The organism is Bradyrhizobium sp. Ghvi (assembly GCF_900115265.1).
Lineage (GTDB): Bacteria > Pseudomonadota > Alphaproteobacteria > Rhizobiales > Xanthobacteraceae > Bradyrhizobium.
Window position 1 is genome coordinate 23,020 of record NZ_FOVU01000009.1, and the last position, 18,605, is coordinate 41,624.

At 62.3% G+C, this 18,605-nt stretch carries 23 protein-coding genes; 9 read left to right on the forward strand and 14 right to left on the reverse strand.

The annotated features are described in order from the left end of the window. Window positions 1-2: 2 nt before the first annotated feature. Complete coding sequence (locus BM374_RS28180; RefSeq protein ID WP_092300009.1) at window positions 3-1,109, forward strand: hypothetical protein; 1,107 nt, start codon at window positions 3-5, stop codon at window positions 1,107-1,109. A gap of 83 nt (window positions 1,110-1,192) precedes the next feature. On the opposite strand, the gene BM374_RS28185 is transcribed toward BM374_RS28180, so the two are convergent. The 6 genes from BM374_RS28185 to BM374_RS28210 are packed head-to-tail and all read right to left on the reverse strand — an operon-like array spanning window position 1,193 to window position 7,066. Then, window positions 1,193-1,681 carry a nucleoside deaminase gene (locus tag BM374_RS28185; protein ID WP_092300011.1) on the reverse strand — a complete coding sequence of 163 codons (489 nt, stop codon included), beginning with the start codon at window positions 1,679-1,681 and terminating at the stop codon, window positions 1,193-1,195. Window positions 1,682-1,694: 13 nt separating this feature from the next. After that, on the reverse strand, window positions 1,695-3,227 hold the full coding sequence (locus BM374_RS28190; RefSeq protein WP_092300013.1) for an ABC transporter ATP-binding protein: 1,533 nt from the start codon (window positions 3,225-3,227) through the stop codon (window positions 1,695-1,697). Further along, on the reverse strand, window positions 3,224-3,907 hold the full coding sequence (gene biuH / locus BM374_RS28195) for a biuret amidohydrolase (protein WP_092300017.1): 684 nt from the start codon (window positions 3,905-3,907) through the stop codon (window positions 3,224-3,226). Before biuH ends, BM374_RS28190 begins: the two co-directional genes overlap by 4 nt. Before the next feature lie 11 nt (window positions 3,908-3,918). After that, window positions 3,919-4,845 (reverse strand): ABC transporter permease, encoded by a 927-nt coding sequence (locus BM374_RS28200; protein WP_092300020.1) that lies wholly within the window; start codon window positions 4,843-4,845, stop codon window positions 3,919-3,921. Then, window positions 4,845-5,957 (reverse strand): ABC transporter permease, encoded by a 1,113-nt coding sequence (locus BM374_RS28205; RefSeq protein ID WP_092300023.1) that lies wholly within the window; start codon window positions 5,955-5,957, stop codon window positions 4,845-4,847. The genes BM374_RS28200 and BM374_RS28205 overlap by 1 nt, the downstream gene beginning before the upstream one ends. Further along, entirely contained in the window at window positions 5,954-7,066 is a 1,113-nt protein-coding gene (locus BM374_RS28210) for a BMP family ABC transporter substrate-binding protein (protein WP_092300026.1), read from the reverse strand. Before BM374_RS28210 ends, BM374_RS28205 begins: the two co-directional genes overlap by 4 nt. A 328-nt stretch (window positions 7,067-7,394) precedes the next feature. Between BM374_RS28210 and BM374_RS28215 the strand changes: the two genes are divergently transcribed. Beyond that, complete coding sequence (locus BM374_RS28215; RefSeq protein WP_092300029.1) at window positions 7,395-8,768, forward strand: hypothetical protein; 1,374 nt, start codon at window positions 7,395-7,397, stop codon at window positions 8,766-8,768. An 80-nt stretch (window positions 8,769-8,848) separates the two neighbouring features. Here the strand turns inward: BM374_RS28215 and BM374_RS28220 are convergent, their stop codons facing one another. Continuing rightward, complete coding sequence (locus BM374_RS28220) at window positions 8,849-9,070, reverse strand: hypothetical protein (protein WP_092300032.1); 222 nt, start codon at window positions 9,068-9,070, stop codon at window positions 8,849-8,851. Between the two features lie 353 nt (window positions 9,071-9,423). Here BM374_RS28220 and BM374_RS28225 point away from each other — a divergent pair, with 353 nt between their 5' ends. Next, entirely contained in the window at window positions 9,424-9,606 is a 183-nt protein-coding gene (locus tag BM374_RS28225; protein ID WP_092300527.1) for a hypothetical protein, read from the forward strand. A gap of 21 nt (window positions 9,607-9,627) precedes the next feature. Here BM374_RS28225 and BM374_RS28230 read toward each other — a convergent pair whose 3' ends face one another. The 3 genes from BM374_RS28230 to BM374_RS28240 all read right to left on the reverse strand — a co-directional run bounded on the left by BM374_RS28230 (window position 9,628) and on the right by BM374_RS28240 (window position 12,303). Continuing rightward, complete coding sequence (locus tag BM374_RS28230; protein ID WP_092300529.1) at window positions 9,628-11,004, reverse strand: vWA domain-containing protein; 1,377 nt, start codon at window positions 11,002-11,004, stop codon at window positions 9,628-9,630. Between the two features lie 5 nt (window positions 11,005-11,009). Beyond that, window positions 11,010-11,957: an AAA family ATPase gene (locus BM374_RS28235; protein ID WP_177248581.1), complete on the reverse strand. Its 948-nt coding sequence runs from the start codon at window positions 11,955-11,957 to the stop codon at window positions 11,010-11,012. A gap of 145 nt (window positions 11,958-12,102) precedes the next feature. Then, entirely contained in the window at window positions 12,103-12,303 is a 201-nt protein-coding gene (locus BM374_RS28240) for a hypothetical protein (protein ID WP_092300034.1), read from the reverse strand. Window positions 12,304-12,527: 224 nt separating this feature from the next. Between BM374_RS28240 and BM374_RS28245 the strand changes: the two genes are divergently transcribed. Next, window positions 12,528-13,502, forward strand: coding sequence for a quinone oxidoreductase family protein (locus tag BM374_RS28245; protein WP_092300037.1), 975 nt, complete (start codon window positions 12,528-12,530; stop codon window positions 13,500-13,502). A gap of 39 nt (window positions 13,503-13,541) precedes the next feature. Here BM374_RS28245 and BM374_RS28250 read toward each other — a convergent pair whose 3' ends face one another. Next, window positions 13,542-13,817 carry a hypothetical protein gene (locus tag BM374_RS28250; protein WP_092300535.1) on the reverse strand — a complete coding sequence of 92 codons (276 nt, stop codon included), beginning with the start codon at window positions 13,815-13,817 and terminating at the stop codon, window positions 13,542-13,544. A gap of 97 nt (window positions 13,818-13,914) precedes the next feature. Beyond that, window positions 13,915-14,523 carry a S24 family peptidase gene (locus tag BM374_RS28255; protein ID WP_092300040.1) on the reverse strand — a complete coding sequence of 203 codons (609 nt, stop codon included), beginning with the start codon at window positions 14,521-14,523 and terminating at the stop codon, window positions 13,915-13,917. A gap of 163 nt (window positions 14,524-14,686) precedes the next feature. On the opposite strand from BM374_RS28255, the gene BM374_RS28260 reads away from it, so the two are divergent. Then, window positions 14,687-15,226, forward strand: coding sequence for a GcrA family cell cycle regulator (locus tag BM374_RS28260; RefSeq protein WP_092300043.1), 540 nt, complete (start codon window positions 14,687-14,689; stop codon window positions 15,224-15,226). 42 nt (window positions 15,227-15,268) lie between these two features. Beyond that, a complete protein-coding gene (locus BM374_RS28265; RefSeq protein WP_092300046.1) occupies window positions 15,269-15,832 on the forward strand; it encodes a hypothetical protein in 564 nt (187 codons plus the stop codon). Window positions 15,833-15,877: 45 nt separating this feature from the next. Here BM374_RS28265 and BM374_RS28270 read toward each other — a convergent pair whose 3' ends face one another. Next, on the reverse strand, window positions 15,878-16,234 hold the full coding sequence (locus BM374_RS28270) for a hypothetical protein (RefSeq protein ID WP_092300049.1): 357 nt from the start codon (window positions 16,232-16,234) through the stop codon (window positions 15,878-15,880). A 192-nt stretch (window positions 16,235-16,426) separates the two neighbouring features. Here BM374_RS28270 and BM374_RS28275 point away from each other — a divergent pair, with 192 nt between their 5' ends. The 3 genes from BM374_RS28275 to BM374_RS28285 all read left to right on the forward strand — a co-directional run bounded on the left by BM374_RS28275 (window position 16,427) and on the right by BM374_RS28285 (window position 17,955). Further along, window positions 16,427-16,891, forward strand: a complete 465-nt coding sequence (locus tag BM374_RS28275; RefSeq protein ID WP_092300052.1) for a hypothetical protein — start codon at window positions 16,427-16,429, stop codon at window positions 16,889-16,891. A 392-nt stretch (window positions 16,892-17,283) separates the two neighbouring features. Next, window positions 17,284-17,469, forward strand: coding sequence for a hypothetical protein (locus BM374_RS28280; protein WP_092300538.1), 186 nt, complete (start codon window positions 17,284-17,286; stop codon window positions 17,467-17,469). A gap of 144 nt (window positions 17,470-17,613) precedes the next feature. Beyond that, window positions 17,614-17,955 (forward strand): phasin, encoded by a 342-nt coding sequence (locus BM374_RS28285; RefSeq protein WP_092300055.1) that lies wholly within the window; start codon window positions 17,614-17,616, stop codon window positions 17,953-17,955. A gap of 192 nt (window positions 17,956-18,147) precedes the next feature. Here the strand turns inward: BM374_RS28285 and BM374_RS28290 are convergent, their stop codons facing one another. Beyond that, window positions 18,148-18,468, reverse strand: a complete 321-nt coding sequence (locus BM374_RS28290; protein WP_092300058.1) for a c-type cytochrome — start codon at window positions 18,466-18,468, stop codon at window positions 18,148-18,150. Between the last annotated feature and the right edge of the window lie 137 nt (window positions 18,469-18,605).

Consider the following 18,605-nt stretch of genomic DNA (forward strand, 5'->3'; position numbering starts at 1 on the left):
GGATGTCGTTTCGTTTCAAGGCAGTTGCAGCAACGGTGCTGTCACTTGCTACGCTAGCCACCGGTGGTCTGGCGAAGGCTGCGGATCTGCCGGTCAAGGCGGCGAAGAAGGCGCCTGACCTTCCGTTCTTCCTCGTGATCGACGATCGCGTGTCGTTCTCCTGGATGCCGAAGGGCACTGACCCCGGCATGTGGAGCAGGCGTCCGGATGGCAGCATCAACGGCACCACCGCCAAGCAGGTCTACTCGTTCACCCACTTCGATCTCTGGGCCTACGGCACCAACTTCTTCACGATCTCGATGTTCAAGTCGGGTCATAACGACCCTGCGTCGCCCTGCACAGCGCCGGGCGTGACAATCACTGGCGGCGCCGGTGATTGCGCGGGCGCGACCGAGATCTACGGCCTGTTCCGCTCGACCTTCGGGTGGAACGAGCTGTTCAACACCAAGGCCTTCACCGCCGGCCCGCTGCACAACATCTCGTTCGAAGTCGGTATGGACGCCAACACCGAGAACAACTTCCTCGCGCCCGCCAAGCGCGACGTGGTCGGTGGTCTGCAGTTCGCCTTCGACCTGCCCTACAAGGGCTATATCGATGTTGCGCCGTTGGTGTACTGGGAATTCCTGAATCACAATGCGTTCACGCAGTGCGGCCTGTTTGGTGCAGGCGTTGCCGGTGTGACCTGTAACTCGGACGGAAACGTCAGCTATCGTCCGACCTGGGCCGTCGAAATCAATTACTACATGGATCTCGGCTTCCTGCCGCCGAACATGCAGTTCTGGTCGATCAGCGGCCGCGCCGGCTGGTACGGCCCGAAGGGCGACTCGAACGGCCTATCTGCACTCTCAGGCGTCGGGCGGTTCTCGACCGCATCGAAGACCGAGTTCAACAGCGAACCGATCCGCCTGACCCTCGATGCCTCGAAGGCTGTGTGGGGTGACAAGTACTCGCACTTCGTCGATCTCTGGGTCGCCTACCGCTACTGGCAGAACAAGTTCGGCCTCGATCACAACGCCATGCCCGGCGTTTGCACAGTCGCCGCGACTGGCCAGAGCACCAACAGCTGCACCGAGTCGTCTGTCTATGGTGGTGTGACCGTGAAGTTCTAATCGGCTGACCGTCTCGAAGATTCGGATGGCGTCGTGCAGAAATGCGCGCCGCCATTCGTGTTTGCGACAGATAACCGCTGCGCCTATTTTTTCGTCCACACGCCGTCGTGCAGTGCCCCGGCCTCGTCTTCGAGCAAAGGGCCCACAATCTCGGTTGGCCGTTGGCCTCTCGCAAAGACGTCTCGGCAGGGCAGGTCGAGCGTCGGATTCTCCGGATGGTTGCCGGTGATCCCGCGCAGGCGCGCCTCGCTGAGGCCGTAGACCACGCGACCGATGCCGGCCCAGTAGATCGCGCCCGAACACATTGCGCAGGGTTCGGCGGAGGAGTAGAGCGTCGACCGCGCGAGCGCTTCCCGGCTGAGCGTGCGGCAGGCCCGCGTGGCTGCCAGGCGCTCGGCATGCGCGGTGCCGTCATGATCAGGCATGTAGCCATTCTCGGCCTCGATCAGCACTTTGCCGTCGGCATCGACGACGACGCAACCGAAGGGATGGTTGCCATGCCCGAGAGAACGGCGGGCGACCGCAAAGGACAAGCGCAAGAACTGTTCGTCGCGCTCAGCTGCGCCGCTCATTTCCGCTCCCTGGTCAGTGCCCCGCCATGTGCCGGCCGACCACGGTAAGATCGGCCTCGCTGGTTCGTGCTTCATACACGAGTTCGCCGTGGAACATCACCACCAGCCTGTCCGACAATTCGAGCAATTCGTCGAGATCCTCGCTGACCAGCAGCACCGCGGCGCCGCGGTTGCGCGCGGCCATGATCTCGGCGTGGATCTGCGCCACGGCCGCGAAGTCGAGGCCGAAGCAGGGATTGGCCGCGATCAGCACCTCGACATCGCCCGCAAGCTCGCGGGCGAGCACGGCGCGCTGGACATTGCCGCCCGACAGCGCCGAGATCGGCGTCTCCGGCGTGCGGGTCTTGATCCTGTACTGGCGGATCTTCTTCGTGGCGTCGTCGCGGAAGGCGCCGCGGTTGAGCCACCAACCGCCGCTGGCGAAGGGGGCTCGGTCGAACTCGCGGAACGCGATGTTGTCGGCGACGCTCATGCCGCCGACGCAGGCATTCTTGAGCGGCTCCTCGGGCAGCAGCGACATCTTGTGACGCCGCATCTCCTCCCGCCTGGCGTGATAGGGATCGCCGGCGACGCGGATTTCGCCGCCTTCGGCCTCGCGCTGGCCGGCCAGGACCTCGACCAGCTGGCGCTGGCCATTGCCGGAGACGCCGGCGATGCCGACGATCTCGCCGGCGCGCACGGTGAGCGAGATATCATGCACCGCGACAGTGCCGGCATCGTCGAGCGCGCGGACCTTTGCCAGTTCAAGTCGGGCCTGGCCGGCTTCCCCGCTACGCAGCGGCTGGACCGTCAGTTCCTCGGCACCGATCATGGTGCGCGCCATGGCGTCCGGTGTCAGCTCGGCGACCTTGCCACCACCGGCGAGTTTGCCACGGCGCAGGATGGTGACCTCGTCGGCGAAGGCCATGACCTCGCGGAATTTGTGCGTGATCATCAGGATCGTGAGTTCGCCCCTGACGACCATGTCGCGGAGCATGCCAAGCACTTCGTCGGCTTCCGCCGGTGTCAGCACCGAGGTCGGCTCGTCCAGAATCAGGAAGCGGCGCTTCAGATAGAGCTGCTTGAGGATCTCGCATTTCTGCCGTTCACCGGCGGAGATGTCCGAGACCTTTGCGGAGAGCGGCACCTTGAAGGGCATTCGTGCCAGGAATGCCTCGAGCTGCTTCATCTCCTTCGGCCAGTTCACCACGGCCGGCACGTCGTCGCGCGCCAGCACCAGGTTTTCTGCAATCGTCATGGCCGGCACCAGCGTAAAGTGCTGGTAGACCATGCCGAGGCCGAGCGCATGGGCGTCCTTCGGATTGGCGATCGCCTGTTCCCGGCCCCCGATGAGGATGTTGCCCTCGGTCGCGTGGTAATAGCCCATGATGCATTTGACGAGCGTCGACTTGCCGGCGCCGTTCTCGCCAAGCAGCGCATGGAACGAGCCCGGTCGCACCTTCAGCTCGACATTGTCCAGCGCCAGGAAGTCGCCGAAGCGCATGGTCATGGCAATGGCGTCGACCCCGAAGACGCCTGACGGCGGGGGCGTTTCGCCGATAATCACGAAATCGCTCCGATGAACGCGTCTGAGGTTGAAACCGCGCCGAACACGCCGCCCTGCATCTTGATCATCTTCAGCGCGTGCTCGTGATTGCTCTTGTCCGTCGCGCCGCAGCAGTCCTGCAGCAGCACGCATTCGAAGCCGCGGTCGTTGGCCTCGCGCATGGTGGTGTGGACACAGACATCGGTGGTGATGCCTGTGAGCACGATGTTCTCGATGCCGCGCACGCGCAGGATCAATTCCAGATCGGTGGCGCAGAACGAGCCCTTGCCGGGCTTGTCGATAACAGGCTCGCCCGGCAAGGGTGCAAGCTCCTCGATGATGTCCCAGCCAGGCTCACCGCGCACCAGAATGCGGCCGCACGGGCCGGGATCGCCGATGCCGGCACCGATCTGCCGCGAGCGCCAGCGCTTGTTGGCGGGAAGATCGGAGAGATCGGGGCGATGGCCTTCGCGCGTATGGATGATGTGAAAGCCCTGCTTGCGCATCGCCGCGAGCAGTCTTTTGATCGGCTCGATCGGCGCCCGCGTTAGCGACAGGTCGTAGCCCATCTTGTCGACATAGCCGCCGACGCCGCAAAAATCGGTCTGCATGTCGATGATGATGAGCGCGGTGTTTTGCGGGCGCAGATCGCCGTTGTAGGGCCAGGCGTAAGGATCGGACTTGATGTAGCGCTCAGGCATGATTTCGCTCTCTAGCGGGTGATCGACAATTCGGCCGGAGCTCCGGTCAGCGTGCGTTTCGGCGAGCAGGTCATGATCATGATCGCCAGTGTCAGGATGTAGGGCGCGGCGTTGAAGAGGTGATAGCCTGATGTAACGCCGACCGATTGCAGTGCGGGTCCCAGTGCCGCGGCACCACCGAAGGCGAGCGAGGCCCACAGGCAGAGCAGGGGATCCCAGCGCGCGAAGATCACCAGCGCGACTGCCGTGATGCCTTGGCCGGACGAGAGACCCTCGTTCCAGCTTCCGGGATAGAACAGCGACAGGAAGGAGCCGCCGATGCCGGCAAGGAAGCCGCCGACCATTGTGGCGCGCAGGCGGATTAGGAGCACGGAGTGGCCCATGGCGCGTGTAGCGTCGGAGCTTTCGCCAGCGGTGCGGATGAGAAGGCCCCAACGCGTGGTGCGGAAGGCCCAATAGAGGATCGGCGCGAGCGCGACGCCGATCAGGAACAGCACGTTGACCCGCAGCGCCGCGCGTACCTGCGGAATGTCGCTCCACCAGCCGAAGTCGATTGCGGGCAGCCGCGCCGCGGTCGGCTCGATCAGCGGCTTGCCAAGATAGAAGGCGAGGCCGGTGCCGAACAGCATCAAGGCGATACCAACCGCAACGTCGTTGACGCGTGGCAGCGAGCAGATGCCGGCGTGCAAGGCGCCAAGCAAAGCGCCGGTGATGCCCGCGGCGAGCACACCAAGCCAGGGCGATCCAGTGAGATAGGAGCTGCCATAGGCGCTCATCGCGCCCATCACCAGCGTGCCTTCGAGGCCGAGATTGATGCGGCCCGAACGCTCGGTGATGCATTCCCCCAGGCTCACGAACAGGAAGGGCGTGGATACGCGAATGGCGCCGCCGAGCACGGCGAGCGGAACGGTCCAGAGTCCGATCGATCCGTCTGCCATCAGGACTTGCCTTTCAGGAAACCGATGCGGCCGTAGAGTGCATCGCTGGCCAGAACGAAGACGAAAATGATGCCTTGGAGCACCAGCACGGATGCATCGGGGAGGCCCAGGCGGCGCTGCAACAGGCCGCCGCTGGCGCTGATGCCGCCGAGCAGGATCGCGACGGGAATGATCGCAAGCGGATTTTGCCGGGCGAGGAAGGCGACAAGGATGCCGGTGAAGCCATAGCCGGCTGCGAGATTGGCGTTGGTGCGGCCCTGCACGGCGGCGACCTCGACCATACCGGCAAGGCCCGCGGCGCCGCCGGCGAGGAAGCAAATGGTCAAGATGAGTTTGCTGACACCGAGGCCGACGATCTTGGCAGCGCGGATGTTGCCGCCGGCAACGCGCGCGGCGAAGCCGAACACGGTGTGATAGATCAGGATGTAGGCGGCGATTGCGGCGATCAGGCCGAAGACGAGCCCCCAATGCACGTCGGTGCCGGGGATGGAGCCGATCATGTTGGCGGCGCCGATCTCGCGCGTGGACGGCTTGTTGAGACTCGCGGGATCGCGCATCGCACCTTCCACCAGATGATTGAGGACCGCGAGTGCGATGTAGACCAGCAAGAGGCTCGAGATCGTCTCGTTGACACCGCGATACTGTCGCAGCGCACCCGCCAGCATGATCCACAAGCCGCCGCCAGTCACGCCGGCGCAGACCATCGCAATCTGGACCACCAGCGGCGGCAGGCCCTGAAGCGCGAGCGCCGCGCTGGTCGCCGACAATGCGCCGATCAGCAGCGCGCCTTCTCCGCCGATGATGACCATGCCGAGCTGTGCCGGGAGTGCCGTGCAGAGTGCGGTGAGAATGAGGGGCGCAGCACGCGTCAGCGTGTTCTGCCAAGAGAACCAGGTGCCGAACGCGCCGTAGTACATGTAGAAATAAAGATCGAGCGGATTCTTTCCGAACATTGCGACGAAGATGCCGAAGACCCCCAGTGCGCCGACCAGCGCCGCGCCGGGGATCAGGACGTACTCGATCGTTCCGCCATAACGCTGGAGAAAGCCGGGATCAGCAGCCGGGGCAATTGCCCCGACCGCTTCGGCGGAATCCGCAGCTTCCGTCGTCACGAAGTCGCTCCGATCACGCCTTCGACGAGGTAGTCCATCTTCTCGAGTTCGGGGTCTTTCTGGCCGCGATCGGTGCCGGCCGCGATCACCGTCTTGCCCTTGTTGTCGACCAATCCGCCCTTGAAGATGGCGTAGCCCTCGGCCGACAAGAATTTTGCCTTGACCTCGTCGGCGTGCTTGCGCGCCTCGGCTGAGACGGCTTCGCCATAAGGAGAGGTCTTGACGATCTCTTCCTTGAGGCCGCCGCGGTAGAAGTTCGGGATGCTCTCGCCGGCGGCGATCATCTTCACGAACTTCGGATAGAGCGCTTCCCAATTCCATTCCGCGCCGGTGAGGTACGCCTTCGGCGCGAGCGGTGACTGGTTGGTGTGATAGCCACAAACGAAGGCGCCGCGGCGGGCGGCGTTCTCGACCATGGTCTTGGGGCCGTCGACATGGCAGGTAAGGACATCCACACCTTGGTCGATAAGACTGTTGGTGGCCTCGGCTTCCTTGACCGGCATCGACCAGTCACCGGTGAAGATCACCTGGGTCGTTGCCTTTGGATTGGCGAGCTTGGCACCGAGCGCGAAGGCGTTGATGTTGCGCAGCACCTGGGGGATCGGCTTGGCCGCAACGAAGCCGAGCTTGCCGCTCTTGGAGGTGTACCCGGCGACGATGCCCGAGATGTATTGCGCTTCGTCGATGTAGCCAAAATAGCTGCCGGCGTTCTTCGGGTCCTTGTCAGTCCAGAGGCCGCCGCAATGCTCGAAGTGGATCTTCGGGTACTTTGTGGCCATCTTGACCATGTGCGGATTGTAGTAGCCGAACGAGGTCGGGAAGAGCAGGGTCGCGCCGTCGAGATTGATCATGGACTCGATCGTCTTCTCGACCGCGTCGGTCTCCGGCACCTTCTCTTCCTCGACGACCTTGAGGCCGGGAATTTTCTTCAGCGCCGCCGCGCCTTGTGCGTGCGCCTGGTTGTAACCGTAGTCATCACGTGAGCCGACATAGATGAAGCCGATGGTCGTCTCGGCCGCAAAGGCCGGACGGGCGCCGACTGCTGCGCCGAGGGTGAGGGCGGCACCGCCCTGCAACAAGTGACGTCGTGAAATCCTGCCTAAATCCATTGCTTGCTCCCCTTGGCGGAATGGACCGCCTTGACCTCGCGGCGACGCCGGTCTGACGACGCCCGGACAAGATGTCGCAAGCTTTGTGCCAGAGGTTAGGGGAAGAGCATTTTCACATAACCAGCTGAAATACATAATGTTTATCTGGTGGTCGAATCTTGATCAAAGACGGTTCCGATTAAATATTAGGCGCGATAGTCCTATTGTATGCAATTGAGTTGAGCAGCCCTTGTCGCTGCGGGGGGACGTCATTGGGGTGAGACACGAATCAATCACGTTTCGTCCGGTGACCCGCCATTGCCGGGGAGCACGAAATTCCCCGGCCCCTATGAGCAGCGATATTTCCTTGCCGTCACATCGTGGAAATCGGTTTTACCAGGGCGTGGCCGCTACCCTCGTCGCCAACGCGCTTCAGACGGTCAATTTTCTCGGTGATCGGTTCCTGAGGAAGTCGCAACATTCTTCGGCGCTCATCGAGGACCTCTATCGGTACGCGATGGAAAGCGCATTTTCGCTTTCCGAGGCGTTCCTGGTCACAGGTGCGCCGCACGCGTCCGCTTACTATCCGCGCGACTTTGCCTGGTTCTATCCTGACGTTCTCGACCCAGAGACCATCATGGATGCGCAGGACGCAGTGCGACGGGCGCGCCTTCTGGAGAAAAGCGTTCGCCTGCTGCTGGGGGCGGCTCGCGCCGACGTCGTCACGACGACCATCGTTCCGGCGGGGCGTGGTCGGTATCTCGGTGTGAACTATTTCTCGCGGCCCTCGGATACGCTGCTGGGCATTCTGGCCGGTCTCCAGCAGATGCTATCCGCCGAGGAGCGAGCGTCGTCTCATCTGGCGATGTCGCAATGTGCGCATGCTGGTCGCCTGTTGCTGGCCGAATATGGCGGCGATTTGAAGCGCGCAATCCTGAAGCTTGCCAGCGCGCTGGAACCGTTCGACGCTCGGGGCACCAGATATTTGCTCTGTGATGCCAGCCGGCCACGCTCCGCGGCAACCGACACCCGCGCCGAACGACGGCGTTTCGTCACCAATGCCTGTGTGCACACGACTTTCGTGTGGGCCGTGCAACTCGGCGTCGTCGAGGAGCACGAGCTGAAGCGGCTCCTCGGTCGCGACCTCGCGCAGTACAAGCAGGACCTGCTCAGCCTGTTCGGCAGGGACGGCTATATCAGGCATTCGCTGGACGGCCCGGCGGGCGCGCCCTCATCTCAGGTCGCGCTGGATTTCGTCAGCGTGCACCGCGGCTTCTGGAATCTGAACGATCCGAGCGAGCGCGCATTGTTTGCGGCCACGGCGGATCTGATCATTGCCGAGCCACGCTTCCGCATCCCCAGCACGTTCCACTTCCTGGTGTCGGCGGACAATCCGCGAAACAAGATGATCCACAGGATTGCGGCACCGGCCTATCAGGGGCGATCGTCGTGGCCGACGTTCAATGTCGAATTCGCGGATCGCATGCTGGACTTCGACGAGTTCGCCGGGAGCGAAACCTACCGGGCCTGCGCGCAAGCGATCCTGAAGGACATCCGCACCGCGACCGAGGTCCATGGTGGCTATCAGGAATTGATTTCCGAGCAGGGGCTGAAATATCGCACCTGGGCTTATCAGGGCGCAGTGGCCCATTCCTGGTTTCCGCGTTTCCTGTCGGTGTGGAGAAGGGCATACGGAACGCCGCTTCTCCGATGGAAGGACTGATCCCTGGGAGCTATCCCGCGGTCAGGTCCACCAGCTCTTGGTGCAGTTAAGGTTGCCTTGCGCCCTGCGCAGACCAGGTATCATGCCGCGAGGTCGAGGAGCCGGCAAGAGCCGCGCACCAGCGCCTTGCGGCCGGTTGCGGTCATTGCGGGCGTGCCCTCGTGAATCACGACGAGTCCGAGCTTGACGAGATCTTCGAGGAGATAAGTCTTCGAGAGGCGACCGTCTGACTCTGGATTACGAAGCGCACGCAGCGCTGCCCATTGGTCCTGCGAAAGATCGAAGTCCAGGTCGTTGTTCATGTTGCCTCAAGCGATAGTCATGCTCGCGCGCCCCTGTTAGCGGCGCCGCATGAACACCATGCGACGACAATGAGTCGGGAATTCGGTGGGCTGTTTAGAACCACTCTTCACGAATTGCCGCAGTCTGTTGCGCGACAATAGTTAAGATCGCGCGGATACGATTATCGTCCGGGATCACTGATCACTAATTGATGATCTCAATTTGATGTTGCGCTGCGAGGACTGCGCTGCACGGGAAACGCTGCTGTCTCATTCCGCGTCGCAATATGCACAGAAAGGATGAAACGTCGGGCTCGTGGCTCTGCTACGCTGATTTGCGGGGAATGGCTTCACACCACAAGGAGTGTGAGTGCATGAACAGGCTGGTGGAAATTCGCAGTCAGGAATCCCTATGCCGGGAGCGCGCCGCGCGCGATTTTGAACGCCGGGTCTTTTGGCTAGCGCAGGCCCAGGAATGGGAGCAACGCGCGCTCGACGAAATTGCCTATCACTTTCGCGAGTGCAATGTCGCCCAGGCGGAGCTTGTGCGAAGCTGACGTTCGCCGCTGGCCCGAGACTTACTGGTAAATCGCAACGATATCGGAGACCGCGCGCTCGAGTTGCTGCGCGGTGGCGCATTGCCGTACCACACTGCAAAACGTCGCATAGCGCGGCATCTCGGAATCGCCAAAGCCCCAAGCGAGCCGTCCTTCGGGATTGAGCCAGACCAGCCGTTTCGAGCGTTCGGAGATTCGGCGGAGGATGTCGGCGCGCGGGTCGAGATTGTTGCTGCGGGCATCGCCGAGCACGATGACCGTGGTCTGCGGCGTCAGCGTGCTCATGAAGTCCCTCTCGAAATCGACCAGCGAAGAGCCATAGTCGGAGGAGCCAAATCCGACCGTGGACATGATCTCGGCCATCGCCTCTTCGGGCGACTTCTTTTCCAGGATCTCGCTGACCTCGATAAGATGCGAGGAGAATGCGAAGGAGCGAACGTCGTCGACAACTTCATGCAGCGAGTGAATCAGGAGCAGGAAGAAATCCGAGACCTGCGCGACCGAACCGGAGACGTCGCACAGCGCCACGATCTTCGGGCGGTCGCGGTGCTTGCGTTTCCATGCGGTGAGGAAAGGCACCCCGCCCCAGGCGGCGTTGCGGCGCAGGGTTCGGCGGACGTCAAGATGGCCGCGGCGCTGGCGCTTGCGGGGCTTCGAGTAACGCTCGCGCAGGCGGCGCGCGATCTGCCGGATGAGGGCGCGCATCTCCGCCACCTGCCGCCGTTCGATGCGGGCGAGCGGCGCATTGCGTAGAATCTCGTTGCGGAGGTTTTCGGCCTCCTCGCGGGCATAGAGCGCAAGCCCTTGCGAAACCGTATCGCGCACCGCTTCGCGCAAGCCGTCGAGTGCGGCGCGCAGGCGCTCGGCCAGCGCCGGGTTGTTCGCTGTCAGTTCGTCGAGATCGTCGCGCAGGCGCTGGAGACCCATGGCATCGAGAATGCGGCTGGAGAAGATGCCGCGCTGGGTGGAATAGCGGATATCGGACAGTGAAGCTGCACCGGAGGCGCTGGCAATCGCGGCTTGTATTGCGTTGCGATCCTGCGACAGCAGCATCTGTGCAAGCGGGCCAAGTCCTTCCGTCGGCTGGCCTCCGCCCGCTTCGCTGGCCGAGCCAGAAGAGGGAGGCTGATCCGCGTCCTGCGAGGCGTCATCTTTGCTGGCCTGAGGTTGTTCCTGCGGCGGCTCGGGCTGGCTGAAGAACAGATCGAAGCAGTCGCCGAGCGCGAGCTTCTCGTCCTGCGACTTGGCGAGCGTCAGGAGGAGCGCGTCGCGCAAGATGGTGCGGTCTGTGAGGCCGACCTGTGCCACCGCGCGCATCGCATCGATGCTTTCGGCGGGCGAGACATGGACGCCGGCGCCCCGCGCAGCTCGAAAGAAACGATGAAGGTTCTCGCGCATCGGCGTCAACCGAAGACGTTGGACCGTGCTGCCTTGGCAATGAAGGTCGTGACCTGAGGCGTTGCGGCCTCGATGTCGGCCTCATATTTCAGGAGCACGTTGAGAGTGTCCTTGACGATTTCCGTGTCGAGTTCGGATGCCTGCAGTAGCACCAGCACGCGCGCCCAGTCGATGGTCTCACTGACCGAGGGTAGCTTCTTCAGGTCCAGCGAGCGAATCTCGTGGATGAATCCGACCATCTGCCGCCGTAGCGTCTGCGAGATGCCGGGCACGCGGCTCTCGACGATGCGCTCTTCAAGGCGCTGCTCGGGGAAGCCGATATGCAGATGCAGGCAGCGGCGCTTCAGGGCGTCGCCGAGATCGCGCTCGCTGTTGGAGGTGAGGATCACCGTCGGCGGTGTGATTGCAGAGACCGTGCCGAGCTCGGGGATCGTGACCTGGAAGTCGGAGAGAATTTCCAGCAGCAGCGACTCGAATTCGGCGTCGGACTTGTCGATCTCGTCGATCAGCAGCACACAGCCGCCTGGCTGCTCCAGCGCCTGCAGCAGCGGACGCGGTTCGACGAACTCCTTGGAGAAGAACACGTCACCGAAATCATGCAGCTGGTCGAGGGCCGCGTGCAGTGTCTGCGCGCCGCCAAGGACCTCACCGAGCTTATCCTTGAGGATCTGCGTATAGAGAAGCTGCTTGGCGTACTTCCATTCATAGAGCGCCTTGGCTTCGTCGAGCCCTTCGTAGCATTGCAGGCGGATCATCTTCTTGCCGCGCCAGGCTGCGATCGCCTTGGCCAGCTCGGTCTTGCCGACGCCCGCAGGTCCCTCGACCAGGATCGGTTTCTCGATCTGTTGCGACAAATAGACGGCGGTCGCGATCTGCCGGCTCGCGATATAGCCTTGCGCGGCGAGGCCGCTCTCCACTGCCTCGATCGAGGTCGAGGCCTTCTGTTCAGCCACGAAACGGCGCTCCCAAAGCTCTTGCTTGCGGCTTGTTCTGCCTGCGTTCCCGGCAAAGAACAAGCCTCGTTTGGGAGGGGCCAGCCTCGCGTGAACGGCGTTTTTTCCGCTTAGCGCAAATACCTGGCAGCGCCCGGTCGCGCGATCAGTTCCGAAGCAATTCCGGCTTGCGGATTGTCTGCCTGACCTCGGCGCCGCAATCGGCGCACTCATAGACGAAGTCGATCTTGGCAAGGCTCCAATGCGGCTCGACCTCGCGCACATACATCGGCAGGAACCCCATGCAAGCAGGGCAATTCACGGGCGCGATTTCGATATCCTGATGATGCTGGACATAAGCTGGCATCTCGGCTCTCCTTCGCAGGCGACCACTAACCCCGCGCAGAGGCTACCGCTTGACGCTTCAGATGCGGTCATCAACTCTTTCGAACAGAGGCGGAACGGCGGAGGTTTGGTCTCAGCTGTGACATTCTTGTTACGTGTCCGACCTGTAACGGGTGGACCAAATGCCTATTTCACTGGCCGATCCTTTTTTCGGATCTTCACTGCAACGATAAGGGAGCAATGCCCATGACCCGCGCCATTCGTTTTCACAAGACCGGCGGTCCGGAAGTCCTCGTTTGGGAGGAGGTCGTTGTCGGCAAGCCGGGACCGGGCGAGGCGCGCGTCCGCCATACTGCTGTGGGCCTTAATTTCGTCGATATCTACAACCGCTCTGGCGTATATCCCGCACAACTGCCGAGTGGACTGGGCAGCGAGGCAGCGGGCGTTGTCGAGGAGGTCGGGCCGGGTGTCACCGATCTGAAACCGGGCGACCGCATCGCCTATGGCGCTTCGCCGCTCGGTGCGTATTCCGAGGCGCGGCTGATCCCCGCCGATCGGCTGTTGAAACTGCCCGACGGGGTCGACGACAAGACCGCGGCCGCGATGATGCTGAAGGGACTGACCACGCAATATCTGATCCGGCAGACCTATCGCGTGAAGGCCGGCGACACCATTCTGCTGCATGCGGCGGCCGGTGGCGTTGGCCTGATCCTGAGCCAATGGGCCAAGCATCTTGGGGCAACCGTGATCGGTACGGTCAGCTCTGACGAGAAGGCAAAGCTCGCCAAGGCGCATGGTTGCGACCACGTCATCATCTACACCCGCGAGGACTTCGTGAAACGTGTCGATGAGATTACCGGGGGCAAGAAGGTCCCGGTGGTCTATGATTCCGTCGGCAAGGATACGTTCCTGAAGTCGCTAGACTGTCTCGCGCCGCTCGGCGTCGCCGCGCTGTTCGGTGCATCCTCCGGTGCAGTCGAGCCACTCAATCTCGGCCTGCTCGCGCAGAAGGGCTCTCTCTACGTTACCCGTCCCACGCTGTTCACTTATGCCGCGAAACGCGAGAACCTGGTCGCGATGGCGAACGAACTGTTCGACGTCGTCAAATCCGGTGCCGTCAAGATCGAGGTACACCAGACCTATGCGCTGAAGGACGCCGCCAAGGCGCATGCCGATCTCGCCGCGCGCAAGACCACGGGATCAACCGTTCTCACAGTGTGATCGCCTACTGGATGGTGACGCAGGCCGCACGGGCCTGCGTCACGTTCGCTCGTGCTTGCGCAGGTCGCGGGCGTGATCGAGATGGCTCGCCTGGAGATCGATGTCTTCAGACCGGATTTCGGGAAGGGCGGCTTCGGCCAAAATCGCTTCGGTCACGTCCTCGACGGAATCTTCCGCGATTTCGTGAATGAACGAGATGTTTTGGTATTCGCCGGAGCTGACGCGAGAGACGACCTCGCGCCTGGTGATCTCGGGGTCGACGATCGCTTCGCGACCGCGCCGCCCGTAGTCGATCATCACGACGAAATACTGCATGAAAATATCCTGCCGCGCCCCAGGGTCGGTGCGCGGCAGATTATTTCCGAAAAACGGAATTAAGTCAAGCTCGATTTCCAAAAATCAGAAATCCGTCTTACCGCCCCTTCTTGCGCGGGCGGGCCGACTTGGCGCGTAGCCGCTCGAGCTGGCCCTTGGGCATCGACAGGCAGATCTCTCCGACCCAGTCGAGCTTGACGCCGACGATCGGCTTGGCGTTGAAGCTGGTGAGGTTGACGACGGAAGGGGATTTGCCCCGTTCGATGGTCTTCAGATAGCGTTCGCCGGTCTTGAGCCGGACCACGGCCTCCTCGCCGTAGAAGCTCGACAGCGGATGACGCTGGTCCTTGTAGACCACGATCACGTCGCCGCTTTCATATTTGGGCAGCATCGAATCGCCGACGATCTCGAAGGCGACGGTTTCTTCCATGATCGGGAAGGGCAGCGCGACATCGCCGAGCCCCTCCGGCGGAACCTGCTCGTAATCAGGCTCGATCACCGCCCCGGCGCCGACGCGGCCCATGATCGGCGCGAGATTCAGCTCAAGATATTCCATGATCGGAATGATTTCCGAGGCCTTCACCAGGCGTTCGCCGCCGAGGATTTCCGACACCGCGCCCGGGCGCACGCCCATCGCCGCAGCCAGTCCCCCCTTGCTCTTGCCCGTCTTCTCCAGGCCCCGTTCGATCATCGCAACGTCCAACATGGTGATTCCCTCGATTGCCCATGGCTCTCGCCTCTTGTAATCCGAAATTCGGAATTGATGCAATTATGAATATCAGAATTCCGGCTTGACTTGGTCTTCGGAATAACGGAATGTTCGTTCCTGCTCCGGATCGTGGAATCGGGGCGCATCACAGGACAGCAGCATGGAACCGGGCCATTGGCCGTCGGAGCATTCCGACGCGCTTTGCGACTATTTTTTCAAGGGATTGTCATATGCGGAGATCGGAAGGCAGATTAACGCAAGGTTTGGAACGGCTTACACGCGCAATGCGGTGGTTGGCCGCGCCAGGCGGCTCGGGCTCGGGCTCAGCACGCCCGAACGAATGATAAGTCCGTCCATCGTGCCGTCCTTGCCAGGCGGGTCTGCTCCGCTCGCACCGGCCCGTGCCGCGCCACCCGGCCTGAACCTGCCGCCGCCATCGGCATTGAAGCCGGCCAAGCCGATCAAATTGCGTTGCGTAGGCGTCAGCCCGCGCCTGATCACACTGCTGGAGCTCGAGCGAGGCGACTGCCGCTATCCCTATGGCGGTGACAAGGAGGGAGAGGAGATCACCTTCTGCGGTCACCCGCGTCAGCCGGGCTCGAGCTATTGCGCGCCGCATGCGCGCCTGATCCGCGGTCCCGGCACCGCGTCCGGCCGGACCGCCGGTGCCGTGGTGCTGAGGCTGGTCTTCGCCGCCTGACCAGCGAGTCCGTTCTCATCTCAATTCGCAAGGAGTCTCCGAGTGGCACGTGCCAGACGCAACACATCCTACAAATTGACTGCGCTCCACGACCGGCGATCGCGTGACCTGCCGTTCAATGCAGAATTGGTGGAAGTCGAGATCGACAATCCCCTCGCGCTCGATCTGGACGAGAAGATCGTCGCGATGCGCTCGATTCGCAACGATCCGCTCGGCCGGCTGCATTCGCACCACCAGATCGACGAGGCGCAGTACCGGGGTGGTCGCGCCTACCAGAATGACTGGGAGAAGGCGGAGCGCGGTCCTCAGGCCATGGATCCGACCCGTGAATATGTCGACGGCGCGCGCTGCCGCGAACCCGTGACGGAGAGCCAGCGGCAGGCCGTGTTGCGGCTGAACCGGGTCGAGCGCGAGCTTGGCACCGACGGTGCGGCGTTGGTGCATGACGTGCTGGTGCTCGGCCTGACCATGGAGCAAATCGGGCAGCGCCGTGCCGTTCGCACCCAGCGCTGGAACGACTATTTCGCGCGGCGATTTCGCGAATGCCTCGATCGGCTGGCGCTGGTTTACGGTTTTGCGACGGACACATCGGCGCGGCGCCGCTGAACGGGGTGCCGGCGGCTCGACGCCGCCGGCAGCTCCCGCCTTTTGTCACGGATGCGGCATGATCTGATAGGGCGTGGTGTACGGCTCGACGCGGAGCGAGGCGTTGGCCAGCAGGCCGATCTCTGCGGTTGGCGCCTGTTGCATTTCACCGCTCTGTCCTCGGTGCACGCTGTATTGCCAGACGGTGAGATCGCCCTTCTGCGCCAGTGCGTGCGCGACCGCGCTCGCGTCATTGCCGCCGAGCGCCAGAAGTTCGTCGGGCGACAATCCGATGATGATCTCATCCTTGATAGTGACGATCTTGAAAAGGTTCATTTTGATCTCCTGCGCCCATGCGCCCTGTGTCGAGAGTGTGAGAAGCACAACTGCGGCGCCTTTGATGAGATCGCAGCGAGAAAGCATCCCGTCGTCCTTTGCTGACGCGCGCCCGAATCGAACAGTCCATCAGCCAGGCGCCCGTGATCTGCGTGGCCATTTCGCAACCGCTTGGTCGCGGGATCTTGAACACCGGTTCACGGCACGGGAAATATCGGTGCTGATGAACCATGATGCGGAACGACGAGTCCAAGCCGAAAGATCAAGGGGACGCACCCGATGAAATTGACATGCGCTATCTGCTTGTTCGCATCTACCGGCCTCGTCGGTCCTGCCATGGCCGCCGATCCGTTTTATGTCGGAAGTTGGACGTTGACGGCGGCCGTGGTGGCGCCTTGGGCTGATCCTCACCGCAAACCCGACGATGCGGAGCGCGCAGGGCTGATCGGCAAGACGGTCGTTCTGAAAGCCAGGGAAATCTCCGGTCCGCGTCCCTTTGCCTGCGCGAAGCCGCGATACAAGATGACTGCCTCCGATCCCGAGATGATCTTCCAGGGTGCATTCGACGAGATGCAGCATGCCGACGCGAAGGCCGATCCGAAGGCGCTCGCCGCTTCGCTCGGCTTCACGGAGGCCAGTATCAGGACGCTGGAAACTGGCTGTGAGATCGACGTTCATTTCGTCGATGATGCAACCGCCAAAATCGGACTCAACGATTACGTGTATACGCTGAAGAAGCGCTAGTCGATGGTTGCCGATCTCCGTTCACACCGGAAACAAGGCGAAACGCTAGTCTAATTGACAGCGATCGGGACAGTGTGATCATTGATGCTGCTGCTTCTTGACGCAGGTGGGTGACGGCGGCGCGTATTCCTGTTATCCGGAATTGCCGTGGCGCGCTGCCGGCGGAGCATACTGCGACTCACGGTTTGGCTTGCTCGATCGGTTGTTCCTTGCCATAGTTACAACTTCTCGGGTCTGTCGATTCCGTTCAGTTGTGTAGCCCAGCACGCAAGATGCTGGGATGTTCCGACCTGGAGTTTATCGTCGCCGTGGCGTTTGGCGACGACCTCCGGTCCTTGAGCGGGCCTCCGACGTTCGACCTCGAAAAGGCCGAGTCCTGTCATAGGTGCGAGATGAAAAACCTCAATTTCGCGGCTGAACTGCATCTCAAACTCGGCGCACCCGCGAACAATACGGTCGAGAGTCTCCGCCTTCTGCGCGCCTTCCTCAAGCTGGCCCCCCGCCAGCGCTTCGAGGTCATCAAGCTGGTCGAAGACCTCGTCACCGACGAAACCCTCCCCGGACATCCCTTGTCTTGAGCCCGGCAGCGCCGACATTACACTTTGTCCACCTTTCAAGCTTGAGGCAGACCAGCCGGCTGGTCGCCGCGGCCGGAGCTTGGCCGCTGGATGGCAGTGCGGCAAATGTGATAATCAGTCAGGAAAAAGGGGAGGAGTGCGACCATGATCGAACCGAAGCTCGAAGTTCCGGCAGAACTGCGCGATCTGGCAGAGAAAACAATCGATCAGGCGGAGAAGGCATTCGGCATGTTTTTCGATGCCGCCACCAAATCGATGTCATCCGTTCCCGGAGCGAGCGCGGACGTGTCCAAGCAGGCGCTCGCCTTCACCGAGCAGAACATGAAGGCGGCGTTCGAGCACGCCCGCAAGCTGGTTCACGCAACCGATCTTCAGGAAGCGATGCGAATCCAGTCCGAGTTCCTGCGCAGCCAGTTCACCAACGCCGGTGATCACATGCGCCAGATGACCGGGAACTTGATGCAGCCGGGCAAGGGCAAGTCCTGACCGGCAAGCCTTAGTTTGGCGCGCGGCTGCCTGCTTGCAAATCGACCATGCGCGGCGGCGTGATGCGCACTGCGAATCCGGCGCAGGTCCATGATGGGCCGCCGGATGTGCGTATCCGCTGTCCCTCATCCTTTCTGCTGATCCCTGTCGGTTCACCCGGCAGGGATCTCTATTTTGAGGGCCTGGCCCGGCTTACTGGCGCAGCGACCCGATATAGGCGGCAATGTCGGCGGCTTCGATCCGGCTCAAGGGAAAGTTCGGCATCTTCGGATGCGGGTCGAGCAGGAAGAAGGCAAGTCTCTCCGGGCTGAAATCAGGCTTGCGCGCTACCGACGCGAAGGAGGGCACATCGGCGCTGGCCTGGGTCTGGCCGCTCGCGACGACATGGCAGCTCGCGCACCAGCGCCGGGCTAGGTCGCCGCCGTGATCGGCGTCGGCGGCGAAAACAGGCGACACACCGAGGCCGGAGACTGTCGCGAGCAGAAGCCAAATTTGTCTCACGCGTTCGAGCATCTGAATACCTGCCTAAATTTCGCGGATCGTGTACCTAGCCGCAGCACGATCCCGGAAATTGCGAGAGGTCGATGCGGGCAATGATCGACCGCAGTAGCCTGCGGGCGGAACGATAGAGATGCCTGATGAATCCGGGC

What these genes read in the sequence shown, in the direction of transcription:
- BM374_RS28250 (WP_092300535.1), bottom strand. Translation starts at nt 13,817, where the DNA reads ATGCAGTATTTCGTCGTGATGATCGACTACGGGCGGCGCGGTCGCGAA.
- BM374_RS28245 (WP_092300037.1), top strand. Translation starts at nt 12,528, where the DNA reads ATGACCCGCGCCATTCGTTTTCACAAGACCGGCGGTCCGGAAGTCCTC.
- BM374_RS28290 (WP_092300058.1), bottom strand. Translation starts at nt 18,468, where the DNA reads ATGCTCGAACGCGTGAGACAAATTTGGCTTCTGCTCGCGACAGTCTCC.
- BM374_RS28225 (WP_092300527.1), top strand. Translation starts at nt 9,424, where the DNA reads ATGAACAGGCTGGTGGAAATTCGCAGTCAGGAATCCCTATGCCGGGAG.
- BM374_RS28275 (WP_092300052.1), top strand. Translation starts at nt 16,427, where the DNA reads ATGAAATTGACATGCGCTATCTGCTTGTTCGCATCTACCGGCCTCGTC.
- BM374_RS28210 (WP_092300026.1), bottom strand. Translation starts at nt 7,066, where the DNA reads ATGGATTTAGGCAGGATTTCACGACGTCACTTGTTGCAGGGCGGTGCC.
- BM374_RS28215 (WP_092300029.1), top strand. Translation starts at nt 7,395, where the DNA reads ATGAGCAGCGATATTTCCTTGCCGTCACATCGTGGAAATCGGTTTTAC.
- BM374_RS28280 (WP_092300538.1), top strand. Translation starts at nt 17,284, where the DNA reads ATGAAAAACCTCAATTTCGCGGCTGAACTGCATCTCAAACTCGGCGCA.
- BM374_RS28270 (WP_092300049.1), bottom strand. Translation starts at nt 16,234, where the DNA reads ATGCTTTCTCGCTGCGATCTCATCAAAGGCGCCGCAGTTGTGCTTCTC.
- BM374_RS28230 (WP_092300529.1), bottom strand. Translation starts at nt 11,004, where the DNA reads ATGCGCGAGAACCTTCATCGTTTCTTTCGAGCTGCGCGGGGCGCCGGC.
- biuH (WP_092300017.1), bottom strand. Translation starts at nt 3,907, where the DNA reads ATGCCTGAGCGCTACATCAAGTCCGATCCTTACGCCTGGCCCTACAAC.
- BM374_RS28220 (WP_092300032.1), bottom strand. Translation starts at nt 9,070, where the DNA reads ATGAACAACGACCTGGACTTCGATCTTTCGCAGGACCAATGGGCAGCG.
- BM374_RS28240 (WP_092300034.1), bottom strand. Translation starts at nt 12,303, where the DNA reads ATGCCAGCTTATGTCCAGCATCATCAGGATATCGAAATCGCGCCCGTG.
- BM374_RS28255 (WP_092300040.1), bottom strand. Translation starts at nt 14,523, where the DNA reads ATGTTGGACGTTGCGATGATCGAACGGGGCCTGGAGAAGACGGGCAAG.
- BM374_RS28200 (WP_092300020.1), bottom strand. Translation starts at nt 4,845, where the DNA reads ATGGCAGACGGATCGATCGGACTCTGGACCGTTCCGCTCGCCGTGCTC.
- BM374_RS28180 (WP_092300009.1), top strand. Translation starts at nt 3, where the DNA reads ATGTCGTTTCGTTTCAAGGCAGTTGCAGCAACGGTGCTGTCACTTGCT.
- BM374_RS28185 (WP_092300011.1), bottom strand. Translation starts at nt 1,681, where the DNA reads ATGAGCGGCGCAGCTGAGCGCGACGAACAGTTCTTGCGCTTGTCCTTT.
- BM374_RS28260 (WP_092300043.1), top strand. Translation starts at nt 14,687, where the DNA reads ATGGAACCGGGCCATTGGCCGTCGGAGCATTCCGACGCGCTTTGCGAC.
- BM374_RS28285 (WP_092300055.1), top strand. Translation starts at nt 17,614, where the DNA reads ATGATCGAACCGAAGCTCGAAGTTCCGGCAGAACTGCGCGATCTGGCA.